Source organism: Profundibacter amoris (assembly GCF_003544895.1).
Lineage (GTDB): Bacteria > Pseudomonadota > Alphaproteobacteria > Rhodobacterales > Rhodobacteraceae > Profundibacter > Profundibacter amoris.
The window spans coordinates 2,896,183-2,912,334 of record NZ_CP032125.1; the positions used below are offsets into that span (position 1 = coordinate 2,896,183).

Genomic DNA, 16,152 nt, shown 5'->3' on the forward strand with positions numbered 1-16,152 from the left:
CTGTTTTCCCATGGAAAAAAGTGTAATTTCTTGGTATCCGTGGAATGGCAATGCCAAAATCCGGCCACTCCCGGAAAAGAATCGGGTTGGATAAAAACGTTGCAACCACCCGCAATCTATAGATACCTAATCGGGGTGTGATACTTCAGGTCCGGTAGAAATAATAACGGTCCTTGGCGATCCCCGCAGGCCCCTCAACCGCCTGAAACCCGACCAGCGGTTGACCGGATACGATCACCCCGCCGGGTATCATCACACGGGCGATGGCAGGGCTAAGGCGGGCGGCTTCTTCGACGTCCTTTTCCTTGACCCCGAACCCGAAATCATAATGCGCCAGCACGATTTTTGCCCCCATCGCTGCCAGCTTTTGCAACATCTCTTCGGCCTCGCCTTCCAGGAAATCCTGCGAGGGCGGCACGCAAGAGGGATGGCACTGCAACACACGGTCGATCACCCAGATGCGCCGGTCCAGTATTTCGCGCAGATGATCATAGGTGCGCCCGTTGCCCAGCCCCATATCCAGCGCATCGCCATTCATATCCCCTGTCTGTTCGGCGGCCCATTCCAGCCCGTCACGTTGGGCGCTTAAGCGGCGCATCATACTGTCCAGTCGGCTCATGGTTTTCGTCTTTCGTTAAGGGTGGCGGTAAATAGTCACGGGGCCAGATGTCAGGGTTTCCAGCAGTTGGCGGGTGAAGTCCCAGACATCGGCATCATGCACAAGGTGGTGGGTCAGCAGGCCCAGAGGCTCGTCATTATCGGTCTTGCCCGTGCGGCGATCAACCAGCAGGGCAAGCAGTTGCGCCACCAGTTCATCGGGCGCAATCAGGGTTTTGCCCGCGCGCCAGTTGATCGGGTCAAGGTGGGTGTTGACCTGTTGCAAGCCCGGCGCGGCAAAGGGGGCGTTGCGTGGGGTATAGGTGGACAGGGTTTTATATCCGGCCTGTATCAGTGCAGGGAAATGCACCGGTGCGATGCGGTTCCATGGCGGCACGAACATATGCTTAAGACGCGGGCCAAACAGGGATTGCAGACGGGTCATGCCGGTTTGCATATCCTGCGCCACATCGGCCAGATCGCGGGTCTCGCCGAATTCAGCCTTTTTCGCAGTTTGCGGGGCAAGATTGTGATGCGCCCAGCCATGCACCACGGGGATCAGGTGATCTGTTTCCGCAACCCGCGCAGCCAGCTCCAGGATGGCGGATTTCGGGATCACGGCCAGATGCACCGGCACTTGCACGGCTTCGGACAGGGCGACCAACCGGTCCAGCGCAGGCGTCGGGGCGATGGCGTCATCATCGCGCCACCAGATCGGCAGGGTCAAACCGGCCTGACGCCAGCGCGCCAACTCATCGGTAACCGATGTCCAGTCAATCTTCATGCCCGCCCCTTTGCCATGCCACAAGCAATCCGTACGCTTTCCTGTGCCCCGTCAAACCGCAGATCAGGCACCTTGCCACGGGGCAGTTTCACCAGCACCTCTACCTTTTGCAACAGGCGCTTTGGCGTCAAATCAGCGGCACGCAGCATTTGCATCATCGGCAGATGACTCAGGCTTTCGGCCCGCAGGGTTTGTTCAACCTCGCCGCCCTCGTCAAACGGAATGAACAGGGATGGCGTGCCGGACTGCAACAGATCCAGCGCGGTGTTATAGCCGCACATGCTGACAGAACAGGCGGCGTGGGTCAGCATCTGGCGAAAATCAGGGCGGGCCGGTTCAAGGATGACATTTTGCGGAGCTTTCGCCGCAAGCTCTGCAATCACCGCCTGGCCATTGCCCCCACCAACCAGCACACGCCAGCGCAACGCAGGCGACAACCCTGCGGCAGCAACGGCGGCGGTGAACAAATGCCGGCCAACCGACCCGCCACCGGCACTGACGATCACCTCGCCCTGCCCCAGCCTGTCGGGGTGCGGACCCGCAGGCGGCGGGGCGACATAACCGGTATAAAGCAGTTTTTCCTGCAACGCGGGCGTCACAGGCCAGCTTTTCTCCAGCGGGGTGCTGGCGGGATCGGAGTGGACCAGAACGCCGTCGTAATGCTCCTGAACAATGCTATCGGTTTTCTGTGCTTTTTGCGGGTTTGAGGGCGGCGCAAGGATGTCGCGCACCGAGGCCAGTATGACAGGACGCGGAGTTTGCGCCTGTGAGGCAGTAACCAGCGCCATGAATTCCCCGCGCAATACGCGACGACCAAAGGGGAACAGTTCGGTGATGACAATATCGGGGCGGATATAGGTCACAGCCCGTGCCATTTCGGTTTCGCGGGTGGCCAGATTGGCCGCATCGGCCACATCCCCTCCGGCGGTCAGCAGACGGGTAAAATTGGTCCCGTCCGAGCGCAGCGGCGGCAGTTGGCGCAATGTAATCCCGTCGGTATCGAACTGCGGCACCGGCATACCTCCGGACAGAACCGTCACCGCATGACCCTCCGCCACAAACGCCCGCGCCAGTGTCAAAGCGCGGCTAAGGTGGCCCGCGCCCAGCAGGTGGGTGACTGCAATCAGAACCTTCATGCGTCACGCCCCGACAGTTTGATCCGTTCCGGGCGACCCACCTTCAGGCCGTCCTTTAGCTCAATCAGGAACAGCCAGTTGCGTTTGATCCTGAACGGGGCGGGGCCGCTGAAATTCCAGCCATGCGCCCGCGCCAGCAACACCCGCATGATGCCGATATGACAAACCGCTACTGTGTCGCGTTTTAGCGATTTCACCCAAGGCTCCAGCCGCGCCCAGACATCCGCGGGGCTTTCACCTGCAGGGGGGCGGTAATCCCAGCCCCAATCCTCGATATCGCGAAAGCCCGTGGCAGGGTCCGCTCTCAAATCCAGACCATACAGCCCCTCCCATTTGCCCCAGTCCATTTCGATCAGCGCCGGATCGACCGCAGGATCACGCCCCGCCACCAGACGGGCGGTTTCAACCGCGCGCTTTAGCGGGCTGGCCAGCAGATCAGCCCCGGCCCATTCATCGGGCAAGCGCAACTGCCCCAGATCGGCGGCGGCGCTTTCCTCAAGTGCGATATCGGTGCGCCCCTGAATACGCCCCGCGCGGTTCCACGGGGTGTGACCATGGCGAAGAATTGCCAGCTGCACCATCGGCTAGCCCTGCTTTCGATAGATAAAACAACGCCCCGGAACGGCATCCGGCGGCAGGTCGATTTCCTGCAACCCATCGAAATACATCCGGTCGCTGGACACCATCAGCCCGCCCTTGGCCAGCAGAGGTTCCACATAAGGTGAAATATTGCGGGCGAATTCGTCGTTTTTCTTCAGGTTATGCCCGCCCAGATCGGCGTGGATAAAACTGGCCGCCGGACCGAACCGTTCCAGCGCCTGCGGCAGGGTTTCAAAAACATCCCCCAGAATGGTGCGATCCCCGGGCGGGGTCGAGGCAGGGTTCGAGGCCACTTCGCGTTCAAACACATATATATCGCGCCCGGAAATGACCTCGCGCAGATGGTCATAGGTGCGCCCGTTGCCAAGGCCCAGTTCAAACACCGGCCCTGTCATTCCGGCGGTGTTTTGTGCGGCAAAATCAATGCAGGCGCGTTGCGACACCATGCGGTTGATGAATACATCCAGTCTGCTCATTTGGCGATGACCCTTTATGGTTTACTGAAACCTATATGATAGTATCCGGCAAAGAAACCAGTGCCTGCGCCACACCATGAATAACGTTAGCGTGACGGAAAAATTGGCATTTGACTAATCACGCCACCCCGCGCGATACTTGCCGCAACGACACCACGCAGGCCCGTTTCTGCAAAACCCATCGAAAGTATTGAATGACGGCCCTGCTGCAAGTCAAAAACCTGACGATAAGCTTCAAATCCGACCCGCCGGTGGTGGATGATGTCAGCTTTTCGGTAAACGCCGGGGAAACACTGGCGCTGGTGGGGGAATCCGGCTCGGGCAAAACCCTAAGCTGCCGCGCGATTTTGCAACTGTTGCCAAAGACCGCAAATGTCAGATCCGAAGGTGTTTTCCTGAACTGTAACGATGCCGGTGCACTGAACCTCAGTGCATTGCCGCGCAAACAGATGCGCGATATTCGCGGCAACCGGATTTCGATGATCTTTCAGGAACCGATGCAATCACTGTCGCCGCTGCACAGGATCGGCAATCAGGTTTCCGAAATTCTGACGCTGCACAAAAACATCAGCAACCGCGATGCCAAAACGCAGGTGCTGGAGCAATTCGAGCGTGTGGGCTTTCACAACCCCGAAAGGGTGTTTCGCGCCTATCCGTTCGAACTGTCCGGCGGCATGCGGCAACGCGCGATGATCGCCATGGCCACGGTCGCCAAGCCCGATCTGCTGATTGCGGACGAACCGACAACGGCGCTGGATGTGACCACGCAGGCGCAGGTGCTGGGGCTGATCAAGGAACTGCAAAAAGAAACCGGCATGTCGGTGATATTCGTCACCCATGATCTGGGGGTCGTAGCAAATATGGCCGATACCGTGGTAGTTTTGCATCGTGGCAGCGTAATGGAGGCCGGACGGGTCGAATATGTGATCGGCGCACCGGCGCATAAATACACGCAAAAACTGTTTGCCGCCGCACCGGTCATTCCGGCCGCCACCACGCCAGAGCCACCTGTGCCGCACGATGATGTGATACTGGAAATGAAATCCGTTTCCAAAACCTACCATGTGCGCGCCGGATCATTCTGGAGCCCTTCGATCGACATCAAGGCCGCCCGCGACATAAACCTGTCGGTCGCACGCGGCAAAACGCTGGCGGTCGTGGGCGAATCCGGCTCGGGCAAAACCACCTGCGCGCGGATGGTGCTGGGGGCGGAAAAGCCGGACGAAGGCGGCAGGATCAGTTTTTGCGGCGAAAAGGGTGGCGAGGTGCTGGATGTCAACAATCTGCAAAGCGATCAATGCGCATTATTTCGCCAGCAATTGCAACCGATATTTCAGGACCCCTATTCCTCGTTCAATCCACGGATGCGGGTGGTGGATGCCCTGACCGAACCGCTGGACATCAACAATATCGGCACCCGTTCGCAACGTCGCGACCGCGCGGTCGAGGTGCTGGAATGGGTCGGGCTGGATTCGCGCATTCTATACCGTTACCCGCACGCTTTTTCCGGTGGCCAGCGGCAACGCCTGTCGATTGCGCGGGCGTTGGCGATGAACCCTGTGTTTCTGGTGTGTGACGAACCAACCTCGGCGCTGGATGTATCGGTGCAGGATCAAATCCTGTGCCTGTTCGAGGATTTGCAAAAACGCATGGGCCTGTCCTATCTGTTCATCAGTCACGATCTGGCCGTGGTATCGCGTATCGCAGACGAGGTCGCCGTGATGCACCGCGGGCAAGTGGTGGAGCAGGCCCCGCCCTGCACCCTTTTCCACAACCCGCGCCATCCCTACACGCAGGCGCTGCTGGCGGCGCAGCCGGAACCGGATATCAACCGCCCGATTAACCTCGAGGTCGTTGCCAAAGGGGCGGGCAGCCCCGACAGCTGGCCCGAGATGTTCCGCCCCGTTGAAAGCAAATCCCCGCCATTGACCGAGATCGAGCCAGGCCACAGGGTGCGTTGTCATGCGTAGACTGTTCACCATTATTATCGCCATGCTGTTTGCCGGTCCGCTGTTTGCCCAAACCGATGTGCAGGAAAGCCCCTATTGGGCCGACAAAGTCGCTGCGGGCGAAATGCCCGCCGCCACCGACCGCATCCCGTCCGATCCCCTGATCGTCAATCTGGCGGACAAGGGGCGTGATTTTGGCACTCAGGGCGGCACCTTGCACACGATGGTCACCCGCGCGAAAGACATCCGGCAGATGGTGCCCTTTGGCTACGCGCGGCTGGTTGGTTATGATCAGGACTATGTTCTGGCCCCCGATATTCTGGCCGATTATAATGTCAAAGAGGGCCGTAAATTCACCCTGCATCTGCGCAAGGGGCACCGCTGGTCGGACGGGGCACCCTTTACCTCGGATGATTTCAAATACTGGTGGGTGAATGTCGCCAATAACCCCGATCTGTCCCCCTCAGGCCCGCCCGAATTCCTGCGGGTGGACGGGGAAATGCCGCAAGTCAGCTTTCCCGATCCGCAGACCATCATCTATGAATGGTCCCGGCCAAATACCCATTTCATCCCGACACTGGCACAGGCCCGCCCACCGTTCATCTTTCGGCCCGCGCATTACCTGAAACAGTTCCACGCCGATTTCACCCCGCCCGAAGCGATGGAAGACAAGATCGAAACCATGCGTGTGCGCAGTTGGGCCGCGATGCACAACAAGCTGGACAATATGTACAAATTCGACAATCCGGACCTGCCCACGTTGCAGCCGTGGATGCGGGTTGGCGGCAATGCAAACAGCCGGTTCATGTTCGTGCGCAACCCCTATTACCACCGGATCGACAGCCAGGGCACGCAATTACCCTATATCGACGAGGTGGAAATGACCGTTGTCGGGCGCGGGCTGGTGGCCGCGAAATCCAACGCGGGTGAAAGCAGCCTACAGGCGCGCGGATTGGGGTTTCGCGATATTTCCATCCTGAAGAAAGGCGAGCTGGAGAACGGCAATTATCGCGTGTTCCTGTGGGCCAACGGCACCGCCTCGCAGATCGCGATTTATCCCAACCTGAACTACGCCGATCCCGAATGGCGCAAGATTTTGCGCGATGTGCGGTTTAGACGGGCGCTGTCGCTGGGGATCGACCGGCGCATGATCAACCGCGCGTTATATTTTGGCATCGCCAAGGAAGGCGGCATGACCGTGCTGCCCCAAAGCCCGTTCTATAACGGTGCCTACCGCGCGGCATGGGCGCAATTCGACATCCAGCAGGCCAATGCGTTGCTGGATGACATGGGCCTGACCGACCGCACCCCAGCCGGATACCGCAAACTGCCCGATGGCCGCACGCTGGCGATCATTGTGGAAACGGCGGGCGAACGCCAAGAGGTCGAGAACGCGCTTCAGATCATCACCGACACATGGCGCGATATCGGCGTGCGCCTGATCATGCGCCCGTTCAGCCGCGATACCCTGCGCAACCGCGTCTATTCGGGGGCCTCGATGGCCTCGGTCTGGTATGGCTGGGACAATGGCATCCCGACGCTGGACACGTCCCCCGACTATCTGGCCCCGCGCGCACAGGAATTTTTCGCATGGCCCATGTGGGGGCAATATTTCCAGACCGACGGGCAGGCCGGTGAAGCGCCAGATATGCCCGAGGCCATCCGCCTGTTGCAACTGTCCAAGGACTGGGAGCAGGCCGAAAACCGCTCTGAGCGCCGCGTGATCTGGGATGAAATGCTGGCGATCCATGCCGATCAGCATTACGGCATCGGCCTATTGTCCGAGGCCCCGCAACCCGTTGTGGTATCACGCCGCCTGCGCAACGTGCCCGAAGTGGCCTTCTGGGCGTGGGAACCCGGCGCGCAATTCGGCATCCACCGGCCCGACGAATTCTTCTTCACGACGGAAGGGGGCGAATGATGGCAATCCTGCGCTATGCCACCTTGCGGTTTATCACCATGCTGCTGACGCTGCTTGTGGTGTCGGTGCTGATTTTCATCATCATCAACCTGCCGCCGGGCGATTACCTGTCAAACCAGCTAACCGAACTGCGCGCCACGGGTCAGGAGGCCGGCATCGCCAAGGCCGAATTCATGTATCACGAATACGCCATGGACCGCCCGCTGTGGGAACAATACACGATCTGGATGGGTTTCACCCCCGGCCCGCAGGGGTATTCCGGCATGTTGCAGGGCGATTTCGGCTGGTCGTTCGAATTTGACCGACCGGTTTCGGAAATCGTAGGCGAGGCGCTGTGGCTTACCGTTCTGGTCAATGTTGCGGCGGTATTGTTCGTCTATCTGGTGGCGCTGCCGCTGGGGGTTCTGGCGGCGGCCAAGGCAAAAACATGGGTGGATTACACCAGTTCCTTCGTCGGCTATCTGGGGCTGGCCACGCCGAATTTCCTGCTGGCGCTGATGCTGTTCTATTACGGCCACCGCTATTTCGACCTGCCGATTGGCGGGCTGATGGCGCCGGAACTGGAAGGCGAACCGATGAGCCTTGAAAAGGTGAAATCCATCCTTGTGCATCTGATCGTCCCGACCTTTGTGATCGGCACTGCTGGCGCGGCCGGAATGATGCAACGCCTGCGCGCCAATCTGCTGGACGAATTGGGCAAACCCTATGTCGAAACCGCCCGCGCCAAGGGGCTGCCACCGGCCAAACGGCTGTGGAAATATCCGCTGCGCATGGCGTTCAACCCGTTCGTGGCCGATATCGGCAACCTGCTGCCTTCGCTGATTTCGGGTTCGGTGCTGGTGTCGGTGGTGCTGGGCTTGCAAACCATCGGCCCCGCCCTGCTGACTGCACTGAAAACCCAGGACCAGTTTCTGGCCGGTTTCATCCTGTTGTTCGTGGCGCTGCTGACGCTGGTGGGCACGATGATTTCGGATGTGTTGTTGATGCTGCTTGATCCGCGCATCCGTTACGGGGGGCGCGACTGATGACCATTTTACCCGACGGGCGCTATGTTTCAGACGCCCCCTATGATGAAAACGAAGACCTGAGCGCGATCGAGCGCGCCGATCTGGACATGCCCAACTGGAAACTGGTCTGGCGCGCGTTTCGCAAACACCGGCTGGCGCTGATATCCGCTATTTTCCTGCTGGTCGGCTATCTGTTGTTGCCCTTTGCCGGTTTCATTGCCCCCTACACCCCGAACGAACGCAACGCCGATTATCTTTATGCCCCGCCGCAAGGGATCCATCTGTTCCATGATGGCAAATTCATCGGCCCCTATGTCTATCCGACCACGGCGCATGCCGATCTGGTGAATTATCGCTGGGATTATAGCACCGACAAAACCAAAGCCATGCCGCTGGAGTTTTTCTGCGAAGGCGGGGAATACACCATCATCGGGCTGTTCAAAACCAACCGTCACCTTGTTTGTGCACCCGAAGGGGCATCGCTGTTCCTGTTTGGCTCGGACCGGTTGGGGCGGGATGTGTTTTCGCGAATCCTGTATGGCGCGCAATTGTCGATGACCGTGGGGTTGATCGGCATCACCGTGTCCTTCCTGCTGGGCATCACATTCGGCAGTATCGCCGGATATTTCGGCGGACGTATCGACTGGACCATCCAGCGGATCATTGAAATCTTGCGCTCTATCCCCGAACTGCCCCTGTGGCTGGCCCTGTCGGCGGCGGTGCCTGCCAGTTGGGGGCCGGTGGCGGTGTTCTTTATGATCTCGCTGATCCTTGGCGCGCTGGATTGGCCGGGGCTGGCCCGTGCAGTGCGATCAAAGTTCCTTGCCTTGCGGGAAGAGGAATACGTCAAGGCGGCCGAAGTCATGGGCGCCAAACCGGCGCGGGTGATCCGCAAACACCTGTTGCCAAATTTCCTGAGCCACCTGATTGCCAGCGCCACCCTGTCGATCCCGGCGATGATCCTGGGGGAAACGGCGCTGTCGTTCCTCGGTCTGGGCCTGCGGGCACCGGCCGTTAGCTGGGGGGTGATGCTGAATGACGCGCAGCATCTTGCCTCGATCGAGATTTACCCGTGGACGGCCATCCCGATGCTGCCGATCATCATCACTGTGCTGGCGTTCAGCTTCTTTGGTGATGGCTTGCGGGATTCACTGGACCCCTACAAAAACTAGCGGTCATCTCCACCGTTTGCATTGGGATTTTCGGCCATCTCGTCTTCTTCCAGAACCGGAAGTGCGGCAGCAGCGACGGCTTCTTTCTGCTCTTTGGTCAGATTATGGGCCTTGCCATTGTCATCCTCGGCCAGACGCACCGTCACTTCGCGGTGGGCGAATTTGATGCCTTCGCGTTCAAACAGATCGCGAATTTCCTGCAAAACCCTTTTGCGGATCAGCCACTGGCCACCCGGTTTGGTCATGAATTTCACCCGGATGATCATGGCCGAATCCTGCATCTCGATCACGCCTTGCGATTTCAGGGGCTGCAAGAAATCCTTGCCGATCAAAGGGTCTTCAAGCAATTCCTGCCCCAGCTTTTTGATCAGCTTGCGCACGCGTTCAGGGTCGGTGTCATAGGGGACCCGCAGCGGCAGCTTCATAATTACCCAATCGCGGGAAAAATTGGTCAGAAACTGGATTTCGCCAAAGGGGATCGTATTCAGCGGGCCACGGTGATGGCGCAATTGCATCGAGCGCAGCGAGATTTTTTCAACCGTGCCCTTCACATCGCCAGTGTCAATATATTCGCCTTTGCGAAACGCATCATCCAGCAAAAAGAACACCCCCGAAAATATATCCCGCACCAGTGTCTGTGCGCCAAAACCGATGGCCAGACCGACAACACCGGCACCGGCAAACAACGGGCTGACGTTGATGCCCAGTTGCGACAGCAGGATCAGGGTAAAGGTGGTGATGATCAGGATCATCATCGAAATGCGAAACAGTGGCAGCAGCGTTGACAGACGGCTGGCCCCTTCGCCCCCCCCTTCGCCGCCCAGTTCAACCTCGGGGGCGTCGCTTTGTTCTGCGGCGATTTTGCTATCAATCCAGATGCGAAAGGAATGGTAGACGATATAGGCGATGAAAAGGATAACAACAGAATCCAGCCCGCGTTCGACAACGGATGCACGAACCATTGACATATTGCCGCCCCAGATCTCGATAAAGGCCCAGAACCCTGCAACAAATGCCAGAATGCCGGAAACCCGCCGTGCCAGATCCTCGAAATTGGCAAGCGGGTGTGATGCAGGGTTCTTTATATTTTCCAGTGCAACCTGCTCTGGTTCAGGTTCGGTTGCATCAGGCGGCATCACGTCGCCATCCAGCGCAGCGTCAACCGCCTCTGGCCCCGCCTCATTATCTGCATGATCGTCCTTCTTCATCTCGGCCGATATTTTCCGTGCTTCCCGTGCTTTGGCGAAAAGCCGTTCGATCACATAATTGATGATCGCATAGACAACGATAATCACGGTGCCCACACCATATGCACCTGCAATCAACGGAAAGGCTGGTGGCTGTTGCAGCACCAGATCATGCGTTAGCCGGACCCACGAATAGATAAAATAGATTATGACAACCGGCACCCAGGCGTAGGAGACAAACTTGGCTGCGAAATTGGTTTCCTCGACAGGGCGGCCGTTGCGAATTGCGCGTGATACAGCGCGCCGATTGACCAGAACCATGATGATATTCATGATTGCGACCATCATTGCCATTGCCGACGATATAAACGCGTATACTTCGTAATTCAGCCCCAGTTCGGAAACCCAGACACTGAACATCAGCGAACAAATATCCAGAATCGCCAGAATTGACGCCCAGTAATATAGCTTTAGCGCGTCCTTGTTCGAAAATTGCGGAATACGATACTGGCACAGATAGGGGGCCAGAACCATCCGCCAGATCGTTGTAACAAAGCGAATACCTGCATAGGCCACGAAGATTACAGTGATGGTAAACTGCATCGCGGTATCGGTTTCCTCGCCGAAAACAGCATATCCCAACCCATAGGCCACGATCATCGAAACCAGAATTCCACCGACCCCGACAAAGAAACGGTAAACCAGAAACGGCAGTTTTTCCGAATATCCGACAGGGTGTTCCAGAACGCGGGCCACCACATATTTTTTGGCAAAGCGGCGGCCATAGATCTCGCGTTCCACCACCATACCGATGGCGAAAAACAAAAGGCTCCACAACAGGGCTTTGAAGAAGGTGGAAATATTGCCGTCCGGACTGCTGTCGCGCAGGATATACTCTACTTCGGTAAATGAATCAGGCATGGATTTCAGCATCCGCTTCAAGTCCCGGCGAAACCGCACCGCTTCATCCTGCATCGCCATCAGACCAGACATTTCCCGACCGCTTACGCCATTTGCCGTGCCGTTCGCACTGTCTGAATTCCCGACGATCTTGCCATCAGGATCGATGATTACGACCGTTACACCGCTTTCAGTGGCCTGCCGCATAAGTTCTGTCAGGGTATCGGTTTCCGTGGATTGGGCTGTTGTCTGATCTCCACCCAAAAGGCCAGTAATGCTTTGGGACACAGCCGGAAAGGCAGCTAGCGAGATCAACATTACACATAGTGTAAACCAGTAGCGCAGGCCCGACATTTTCTTATCCAATCTTCAAGCAATCTGACCCGCAATTCTAAGCCAACAGACTGGAATGTGCAATTGCAGGGCGGGCCATGTTGCTCACGCTTTCTCAAAACCCTGCGAGATATGGTCTCATACGCAAAAGTGCTTGAAATCCAATTGCAATTTCTGGCTGAATGGATAGATAATTCCCTTGATCGGCCGCAGCCGGAGTTGTCGCGCCTTTTGACACTACCAATGCGGCGTTAACTTTGTCGTATTTGTGATTGCCGTGCTATCTGGTGCCTTGCGCCAATGACTTAAGCAAAGATGGAATAATGACAAAGAAGGTCACAGACAAAATCGCGATCATCGGGTTGGGCTATGTCGGGCTGCCTTTGGCGCTGGCGCTGGCCCGTGAAGGGGTCGAAGTGGTGGGGTTCGACACCAATTCCCGCCATGTGGAGGCCCTGCACCGGCAAACCGACACCAATGGCGAGGTGTCAACGGATTCACTTAAATCCTCGACCGCGAAATTCACATCGGACGCACAGGATCTTGCCGGTTGCACCGCGTTTATCATCGCTGTCCCCACCCCGATCACCGATGCCAAAAAGCCGGATCTGTCGCCCATGCTGGGCGCCTGCAAGGTAATCGCGCCGCATCTGGCCAAAGGGGCCTTGGTGGTTGTCGAATCCACCGTCTACCCCGGCGTTACCGAAGAAATCTGCGGCCCTGCATTGGCAGATCAAAGCGGCTTGCGGATGTATGACGATATCAAGCTGGGCTATTCGCCCGAACGGATCAATCCGGGCGACGCGGAACATTCGCTGGAAAATGTGGTCAAGATCATATCGGCGCAGGATGATGAAACGCTGGATCGTGTCGAGACCATCTATGCCCCGTTGGTCAAGGCCGGTCTGCACCGCGCCAGTTCGATCAAAACCGCCGAGGCCGCCAAGGTGATCGAAAACACCCAGCGCGATCTGAACATCGCATTGGTCAACGAATTCGCCCTGATCTTTTCGCGGCTGGGTCTGGACACGCTGGAAGTGCTGGAAGCCGCCGGAACCAAGTGGAATTTCCTACCCTTCCGCCCCGGTCTGGTGGGCGGGCATTGCATCGGGGTTGACCCCTATTACCTGACCTACAAGGCCGAACAGACCGGATACCATCCCGAAGTCATTCTGGCCGGCCGCCGGATCAATGATCATATGGGGCGCCATATCGCGCAGGTGTTGGTCAAGGAAATGCTGGCCCGCAAGGTGGACGTAACCCGCGCGCGGGTGCTGGTGCTGGGGTTTACCTTCAAGGAAAACTGCGCCGATACCCGCAACACAAAGGTGGTCGATATTCTGGATGAACTGTCGGCCTATTCGATCAATGCCGATGTCTATGATCCGTGGGTTTCGCCCGATGTGATGCAGTCCGAATACGGCATCACCCCTGTGCAAACCCTTGAAACAGGGGCTTACGACGGGATCATCCTTGCCGTGGCCCATTCCGAATTCGTCGAAATGGGAGCCGATAAAATCCGCGCCCTGGGGCGACCAAATGCAACCGTTTATGATCTGAAAGGCGTGCTGGGCCGCGCCGGTGCAGATTTGCGGCCCTAGGGCAGATCGGGGAATACATGCTGAACAAACTGACCAAAGCCCCCAACACTGCGGAACACCAGCCGCGGGTACTGTTCTACAGTCACGACACGTTCGGGCTTGGGCATTTGCGCCGCTCGCGGGCGATTGCGGCGGCGATCACCAAGGATGATCCGGGCCTGTCAGCGCTGATCCTGACCGGATCACCTGTGGTGGGGCGGTTTACCTTTCCCGAACATGTCGACCACATCCGCCTGCCCGGCGTGACCAAGATGTCGGATGGATCGTATATCAGCCAGACGCTGGGGCTGGATATTGATGAAACCACCAATCTGCGCGCGGGGCTGATCCGGTCTGCGGCCGAATACTATGTTCCCGACCTGCTGATCGTTGACAAGGAACCGACAGGGTTTCGCGGTGAATTGCTGCCAACGCTGGAATACCTGAGGGACAACGGCAAAACCAAACTGGTGCTTGGCCTGCGCGATGTGCTGGATTCCCCCGAAACGCTAGCCGTGGAATGGGAGCGCAAGGGCGCGAGCAAGGCCGCCGAAGAATTCTATGACGAAATCTGGGTTTACGGGCTGAAATCCATCTATGATCCGACCGAAGGTCTGGACCTGCCCCAATCGGTGCGCAAGCGGATGCACTGGACAGGTTATCTGCGCCGCGAGGTCGGGGATCAACCGCTGTCCATTCCGCGACCCTATATCCTGATCACGCCGGGCGGCGGGGGCGATGGCGAGGCGATGGTCAACCTTGTCCTGTCCGCATACGAGCAAGACCCCGATCTGTCGCCCATTGCCGTGCTGGTTTATGGCCCCTTCCTGTCCGGCGATACCCGTGTGGACTTTGAAAAACGGGTGGCCAAACTGGACGGTCGCGTACAATCCGTCGGTTTTGAATCCAAGATCGAACACCTGTTTGCCGGCGCGCAGGGCGTGATCTGTATGGGCGGCTATAACACCTTTTGCGAAGTCCTGTCCTTTGACAAACCCGCCGTGATCGTGCCGCGCACCGTGCCGCGCCGTGAACAATTCATCCGCGCCAAAAGGGCCGAACAACTGGGCCTGACCCGCATGATCGACGAGGACCGCGACGGCATGACCCCCGAGGCGATGATCAAGGCCATCCGTGGCCTGCCCGATCAGCCGCCGCCCTCGGCGCATCACCACAACGGATTGCTGGACGGGCTGGATTATGTCTCCGCGCGTGTTCAGGAGCTGGTCAAAACATGACCGCCCCGCCGCTAGCAATCATCGTCAAAGGCTGGCCGCGCCTGTCGGAAACCTTTATCGCGCAGGAACTGGCCGCATTGGAAGATGTCGGCCAGCGGTTCGACATCTGGTCCTTGCGCTTTCCCACCGACAAAAAGCGCCACCCGCTGCATGACCGGATCAAGGCGCGGGTGCGTTACCTGCCGGAATACCTGCATCAGGAACCGCTGCGGGTGCTGCGTGCGTGGTGGAGGGTGCACAAATTGCCCGGCTACAAACAGGCCTATGCGCTCTGGAAACAGGACTATGCCCGCGACAAAACCCACAACCGTATCCGCCGGTTTGGCCAAGCCTGTGTGCTGGCTGCTGAAATGCCAATCGAAACGCTGGGCCTTTATGCGCATTTTATGCACACGCCATCATCCGTCGCCCGATATGCCGCCGTTATGCGTGGATTGCCGTGGAGTTTCGCGGCCCATGCCAAGGACATCTGGACATCGCCAGAGTGGGAAAAACGCGAAAAACTGTCTGCCGCCACCTATGGCGCCACATTCGGCGTCACCTGCACCGGTTTTGGTGCCGAACACCTGCAAGGGCTGGCCGACACGCCGGAGCGGATGCATCTGGTCTATCACGGGCTGGACCTGAGCCGGTTTCCTGCGCCCCCCGAACGCACCGATCCGCCCAAAGGCACCATCCGGCTGATGTCGGTCGGGCGACTGGTGGAAAAGAAGGGCTTTGACAATCTGATCGACGCGCTGGCCTTGCTGCCTAATGATCTGGACTGGCACTGGACCCACATTGGCGGCGGTGATCTGAAAACCACCCTGCGCGAACGCGCGGACAGGGCCGGAATTTCCGACCGGATCACGTGGCAGGGTGCGATGAACCAGCCCGAAGTGATCGAGGAAATGCGCAATAGCGATATTTTCATCCTGCCCAGCCGGATCGCCAGGGACGGCGACCGCGACGGGCTGCCCAATGTGCTGATGGAGGCGGCCTCGCAATTGCTGCCGATCATATCGACGCCGGTTTCCGCCATCCCCGAATTCATCGATAACGGCGTGCATGGCGTGCTGTCCGATGATGCGGCCGAACCGCTGGCGGGCGCAATTTACGATCTGTCGATGGACCCTGAACGACGCGCCAAAATGGCCAAGGCAGCGCTGGCGCGGTTGCAATCGGATTTCGGCATGATGCCGGGGATCAAACGGCTGGACCAGCTGCTGTGCCAGATGATGGCAGGGTAGCGGCATGGGGACCATCGCCTTTTACGCCCCGATGAAACCCCCG

Annotated in this window: 13 protein-coding genes; 7 read left to right on the forward strand and 6 right to left on the reverse strand. The window is 58.3% G+C overall.

From position 1 onward, the window contains the following. Positions 1-145 precede the first annotated feature (145 nt). From BAR1_RS14500 to BAR1_RS14520, 5 genes are read right to left on the reverse strand one after another with little or no spacing between them, the layout of a single operon-like run. Positions 146-619 carry a class I SAM-dependent methyltransferase gene (locus tag BAR1_RS14500; RefSeq protein ID WP_118943686.1) on the reverse strand — a complete coding sequence of 158 codons (474 nt, stop codon included), beginning with the start codon at positions 617-619 and terminating at the stop codon, positions 146-148. 15 nt (positions 620-634) lie between these two features. After that, a complete protein-coding gene (locus BAR1_RS14505) occupies positions 635-1,381 on the reverse strand; it encodes a polysaccharide deacetylase family protein (protein WP_118943687.1) in 747 nt (248 codons plus the stop codon). Beyond that, positions 1,378-2,517, reverse strand: coding sequence for a glycosyltransferase family protein (locus BAR1_RS14510; protein WP_118943688.1), 1,140 nt, complete (start codon positions 2,515-2,517; stop codon positions 1,378-1,380). The genes BAR1_RS14505 and BAR1_RS14510 overlap by 4 nt, the downstream gene beginning before the upstream one ends. After that, positions 2,514-3,098 (reverse strand): histidine phosphatase family protein, encoded by a 585-nt coding sequence (locus BAR1_RS14515; RefSeq protein ID WP_118943689.1) that lies wholly within the window; start codon positions 3,096-3,098, stop codon positions 2,514-2,516. The genes BAR1_RS14510 and BAR1_RS14515 overlap by 4 nt, the downstream gene beginning before the upstream one ends. A gap of 3 nt (positions 3,099-3,101) precedes the next feature. Then, positions 3,102-3,593, reverse strand: coding sequence for a class I SAM-dependent methyltransferase (locus BAR1_RS14520; RefSeq protein WP_118943690.1), 492 nt, complete (start codon positions 3,591-3,593; stop codon positions 3,102-3,104). A gap of 194 nt (positions 3,594-3,787) precedes the next feature. Between BAR1_RS14520 and BAR1_RS14525 the strand changes: the two genes are divergently transcribed. From BAR1_RS14525 to BAR1_RS14540, 4 genes are read left to right on the forward strand one after another with little or no spacing between them, the layout of a single operon-like run. Next, positions 3,788-5,563, forward strand: a complete 1,776-nt coding sequence (locus tag BAR1_RS14525) for an ABC transporter ATP-binding protein (RefSeq protein ID WP_118943691.1) — start codon at positions 3,788-3,790, stop codon at positions 5,561-5,563. Further along, a complete protein-coding gene (locus tag BAR1_RS14530) occupies positions 5,556-7,463 on the forward strand; it encodes an ABC transporter substrate-binding protein (RefSeq protein WP_118943692.1) in 1,908 nt (635 codons plus the stop codon). The genes BAR1_RS14525 and BAR1_RS14530 overlap by 8 nt, the downstream gene beginning before the upstream one ends. Next, on the forward strand, positions 7,463-8,488 hold the full coding sequence (locus tag BAR1_RS14535; protein ID WP_118943693.1) for an ABC transporter permease: 1,026 nt from the start codon (positions 7,463-7,465) through the stop codon (positions 8,486-8,488). Before BAR1_RS14530 ends, BAR1_RS14535 begins: the two co-directional genes overlap by 1 nt. Further along, positions 8,488-9,642 (forward strand): ABC transporter permease, encoded by a 1,155-nt coding sequence (locus tag BAR1_RS14540; RefSeq protein ID WP_118943694.1) that lies wholly within the window; start codon positions 8,488-8,490, stop codon positions 9,640-9,642. The genes BAR1_RS14535 and BAR1_RS14540 overlap by 1 nt, the downstream gene beginning before the upstream one ends. Here BAR1_RS14540 and BAR1_RS14545 read toward each other — a convergent pair. Then, complete coding sequence (locus tag BAR1_RS14545; protein WP_228408562.1) at positions 9,639-12,083, reverse strand: mechanosensitive ion channel family protein; 2,445 nt, start codon at positions 12,081-12,083, stop codon at positions 9,639-9,641. The genes BAR1_RS14540 and BAR1_RS14545 overlap by 4 nt on opposite strands. Positions 12,084-12,385: 302 nt before the next feature. Between BAR1_RS14545 and BAR1_RS14550 the strand changes: the two genes are divergently transcribed. The 3 genes from BAR1_RS14550 to BAR1_RS14560 are packed head-to-tail and all read left to right on the forward strand — an operon-like array spanning position 12,386 to position 16,109. After that, positions 12,386-13,663 (forward strand): nucleotide sugar dehydrogenase, encoded by a 1,278-nt coding sequence (locus tag BAR1_RS14550; RefSeq protein WP_118943695.1) that lies wholly within the window; start codon positions 12,386-12,388, stop codon positions 13,661-13,663. A 17-nt stretch (positions 13,664-13,680) separates the two neighbouring features. After that, positions 13,681-14,880 carry a glycosyltransferase family protein gene (locus tag BAR1_RS14555; RefSeq protein WP_118943696.1) on the forward strand — a complete coding sequence of 400 codons (1,200 nt, stop codon included), beginning with the start codon at positions 13,681-13,683 and terminating at the stop codon, positions 14,878-14,880. Next, entirely contained in the window at positions 14,877-16,109 is a 1,233-nt protein-coding gene (locus BAR1_RS14560; RefSeq protein ID WP_118943697.1) for a glycosyltransferase, read from the forward strand. Before BAR1_RS14555 ends, BAR1_RS14560 begins: the two co-directional genes overlap by 4 nt. Positions 16,110-16,152: the final 43 nt, after the last annotated feature.